Origin of the sequence: Citrobacter sp. TBCS-14, assembly GCF_005280805.1 — a bacterium.
In the GTDB taxonomy this organism is placed as follows: domain Bacteria; phylum Pseudomonadota; class Gammaproteobacteria; order Enterobacterales; family Enterobacteriaceae; genus Citrobacter; species Citrobacter gillenii.
On sequence record NZ_SZWM01000386.1, the window covers coordinates 251 to 461 of the forward strand.

A 211-nucleotide genomic window follows, 5' to 3' on the forward strand; every position below is an offset into this window, starting at 1 on the left:
GGACGGCATTACGCTCAGCCAACCACTGGGCGATACCAACGTACTGATAAAAGCACCTGGGGCCCAGGGGGTGCGGATAGAAAACCAGACCGGCGTGCAGACCGACTGGCGTGGCTACGCGGTCATGCCGTATGCCACCGTTTATCGTTACAACCGCGTCGCGCTGGATACCAATTCAATGAATAACAACACCGATGTGGAAAATAACGTT

Annotated in this window: 1 protein-coding gene; it reads left to right on the plus strand. The window is 55.0% G+C overall.

Annotated elements, in window-relative coordinates; all coding sequences use genetic code 11:
- Positions 1 to 211 (plus strand): fimbria/pilus outer membrane usher protein (locus FDX22_RS31200; RefSeq protein WP_255432944.1); only part of this gene is annotated, 211 nt, incomplete at both ends.